Source organism: Streptomyces adustus (assembly GCF_009377175.1).
Taxonomy (GTDB): Bacteria; Actinomycetota; Actinomycetes; order Streptomycetales; family Streptomycetaceae; genus Streptomyces; species Streptomyces adustus.
Genome location: NZ_VJZD01000455.1, coordinates 1 through 3,506 on the forward strand (window position 1 = coordinate 1; position 3,506 = coordinate 3,506).

Annotated in this window: 3 protein-coding genes and 1 pseudogene; 2 read left to right on the forward strand and 2 right to left on the reverse strand. The window is 69.3% G+C overall.

All coding sequences use genetic code 11. From position 1 onward, the window contains the following. Nucleotides 1-310, reverse strand: a pseudogene (locus FNH09_RS45420) (hypothetical protein); the annotation flags it as partial. A 257-nt stretch (nucleotides 311-567) separates the two neighbouring features. Here FNH09_RS45420 and FNH09_RS45425 point away from each other — a divergent pair. Further along, on the forward strand, nucleotides 568-1,221 hold the full coding sequence (locus tag FNH09_RS45425; protein ID WP_152895719.1) for a DUF4360 domain-containing protein: 654 nt from the start codon (nucleotides 568-570) through the stop codon (nucleotides 1,219-1,221). Nucleotides 1,222-1,321: 100 nt separating this feature from the next. Here FNH09_RS45425 and FNH09_RS45430 read toward each other — a convergent pair whose 3' ends face one another. After that, complete coding sequence (locus FNH09_RS45430) at nucleotides 1,322-2,095, reverse strand: intradiol ring-cleavage dioxygenase (protein ID WP_152895720.1); 774 nt, start codon at nucleotides 2,093-2,095, stop codon at nucleotides 1,322-1,324. A 249-nt stretch (nucleotides 2,096-2,344) separates the two neighbouring features. Between FNH09_RS45430 and FNH09_RS45435 the strand changes: the two genes are divergently transcribed. Further along, entirely contained in the window at nucleotides 2,345-3,313 is a 969-nt protein-coding gene (locus tag FNH09_RS45435; protein WP_152895721.1) for an arabinan endo-1,5-alpha-L-arabinosidase, read from the forward strand. Nucleotides 3,314-3,506 lie beyond the last annotated feature (193 nt).

Consider the following 3,506-nt stretch of genomic DNA (forward strand, 5'->3'; position numbering starts at 1 on the left):
TAAGAGACAGGGGGTGGGTGCGGCGTCCGGAGGTGAACACGACCGATTCCCGGGTCAGTCGCACGGTGCGCTCCAGTTGGTACCGGTACGCCCCGGAGGCCAGTTCCTGCCGGTCGCTCTCCCACTCGCGCGTCGCGCTTGCGACGATCACGACATCGGCGTTGTCGACCCAGTCCTGTGCGCTTTCGGACGGATACCGATTGACCGGAAGACCGCACCCGTTGATGGTGTCCAGGCCCGGCCAGCCGACCAGCACACCGGCGGCGACACCTGCGGCGGCGAGCGTCGCGACGACAGGACGGCCGGTCATTACCGGGGGTAAGGGGTTTCTGCGCATTTGTTGATCTTGTAGGGGCCCGGCCTGTCCGGCTGTGGCGGAAGCCATACCTCCAGTCACAGTCATGTCACAGAGAGGCATTCCGGATGGCTGGAGTTGGGGCTGACCGCCGCGTCCCCCGGGCGCCTACGATGCCACCGCCCCGGCCTTCACAGCGTACTCATGGTTTCTCCACAGGCCGGGCGTGCGCGTGCCACCCCCCACTGAACAACCGAACCATGAGGAGAACCATGTCCGTCGGACTCCTGCTCAGCGGAGCGGCCGCCGCCGCGCTGCTGACCTCGGCGCTTCCCGCGCAGGCCGCCTCCCCCGTGTTCACCGACCCGCCCCCGGACAAGATCGTCATCACCGTCGCCACGGTGAACGGCTCCGGCTGTCCCCAGGGCACCACCGCCGTCGCCGTCTCCGAGGACAACACCGCGTTCACGGTGACCTACAGCAACTACCTCGCCCAGGCCGGCGGCAACTCCGACCCCACGGCGTTCCGCAAGAACTGCCAGCTCAACCTGGTCGTCCACGTCCCGCAGGGCTTCACGTACGCCATCGCCAGCGCCGACTACCGCGGCTTCGCCGCACTGGAGTCCGGTGCGAGCGCCACCCAGCGGGCCTCGTACTACTTCCAGGGCTCCCCGGCCACGGCGTACCGCAGCCACCCGTTCAGCGGCCCCCTGAACGACAACTGGGAGGCCACCGACAGCACCGACTGGGCCCAGCTGGTCTGGGCGCCCTGCGGGGTCCAGCGCAACTTCAACATCAACACCGAACTCCGGGTGAACGCCGGCACCTCGGCGCCCGGCAAGGTCAGCTTCATGACGATGGACTCGACCGACGGTGACATCAGCACGGTCTACCACATGGCCTGGAAGGACTGCCCGGCGTCCTGAGCCGGTCCGGGGGGTCGCACCGCCCCCCGACGGGTCAGACCCTGGGTGACCTCGGCCGGCCGGTCCGTGGTCACCCAGGGTCTTTCGGGTGGGGGGAGTGTTACTGCTCGACGCCCAGGGTGAGGGTGCCGGCGTAGCCGGAGGAGGCCGAGCTGCCCAGGGCGGTGAGGGTCAGGAGGCCGGACGCGGCGCCTCCGCCGTCGTAGATCGAGTCCTGGGTGAGGGTCGTGCGGGTGACCTTGTTGGTCGAGTACGGCGAGATCTTCGCCATCGCGGTCGTCACCGTCTCGCTGAAGAAGAGCTGCCCGGTGTGCAGTTCCTGGCCGCCGGTGAACGAGCCGTCCGAGGTGAGCGTGACGCCGGTGTGCACCTTGACGTGGATGTGCACGCAGCGGCCGCGGTACCAGCCCGGGTAGATCGTGGTGATGCCGGCGAGGCCGCTCGAGTCGGTCAGCACCCCGCCGCGCAGGAAGGTGCCGTCGTCGGCCTCGCTGTGGCCGTTGTTGCCGACGAACCCGGAGTACTCGCCGAGCGCGTCGCAGTGCCAGATCTCCACCAGCGCGTTGGACAGCGGGGCGCAGGTGTCGTCGTCCACGACGGTGAGCGCCAGCTTCAGCGGGGCGCCGGCCTTTCCTTCGGTGACGTCGGCACGGACGTACTGTCCGTCGAGGTAGTAGGGGCCTTCGGTCATCTCCTTCGTGAGGGTGCAGACAGCCGCGGCGGCCGCGGGGGCCAGGTCGGGGGCGGCTTCCGCAGTGGGGGACTCGGACGTGACGGCCGCACCCACGGCCAGCGTCGCGGCGGTGACGCCCGTGGCCATCAGCACGGTACGGCGTCCGATGCGGGTTCCTGTTTCCTCAGGGGTGTCTGTCATGAACACGGCACCGTAGAGAGGGATGCTGTCGGAGGCCTGTCGGACTGCTGTCAGTTGTGCAAAATGACGGTCCGTCAAGTGTCTTGCGAGCCGCGTGCGGACCCGGCCGTGCGGCCGTCCGGGCTCCCGGTGACTGCGCGGACCATTGACGCGCAAGGGGTTCGATTCTACGGTCCCGTCCGACGAATCGACCCGCGTTCGACATTCCGAACGAACGCGCCTGCGATCCCCCCACCAAGGAGCGTCCGTATGAGCCGCACCTCCCGCAGGGCCCTGCTCCTCGCCGTCCCGGCCGCGATCCTGCTGGCCCTGGCCCCCTCGACCGCGTCCGCCTACCCCGATCCCGGAACGGTCACCGGCTCCACCGTCGTGCACGACCCGACGATGATCCGCACCTCCGCAGGCCGCTATCTGCTCTACGCCACCGGCGGCGGCCTCGCCTACCGCACCTCCACCGACCGCATCGCGTTCAGCTCCGGCTCCGACGCGTTCGGCACCAAGCCGAGCTGGTGGTCGTCGTACGCCACCGAGGCCTGGGCACCCGACATCTCCTACCACGGCGGCAAGTACCTGCTGTACTACGCCGTCTCGACCTTCGGGTCCAACAAGTCCGCGATCGGCCTGGCGGGTTCGAGCACCGGGCTGCCCGGCTCCTGGAGCGACTACGGCGTCGTCTACACCTCCACCACCGCCAGCGACTACAACGCCATCGACCCCAACCTGTTCGTCGACGACGACGGCAAGTGGTGGCTGTCCTTCGGCAGTTGGTGGACCGGCATCAAGATGATCCGGATCGACCCCTCGACCGGGAAGCAGTACTCCGGCGACACCACCCGCTACTCGCTCGCCTACCGGCCCACCGGCACCAAGGCCGTCGAGGCGCCGTACGTGGTCAAACGCAACGGCTACTACTACCTGTTCGCCTCGTACGACACCTGCTGCGCCGGCACCTCGTCGACGTACAAGGTCAAGGTCGGCCGCGCCACCGGCGTCACCGGGCCCTACTACGACAAGAGCGGGGTCGCCATGACGAACAACGGCGGCACGGCGGTGCTGGAGACCCACGGCAGCGTCATCGGCCCCGGCGGCCAGTCGATCACGAACGACAGTGACGGCGACCTGATCGTCTACCACTACTACGACGGCAACGACAGCGGCACCCCCAAGCTCGGCATCAACCTGCTGAACTGGAGCACCGGCTGGCCCGTCGCGTACTGAACGGGCCGCCGGCTCACCGGTCCGGGGCCGGCCGGACTCAGCCCGTCTGGCCCATGCCCGCGGCGTTGGGCCAGCTCTGCGCCTGGGGCCAGCCCGTCGCCGGGGCGGGGGAGAGGCCGTTGGTGCCTCTGACCTGGGCCGCGGTGAGGCCGCCGCGGGCGGGGACCCCGGGCGGGGTCGGGCCGGCCATCGC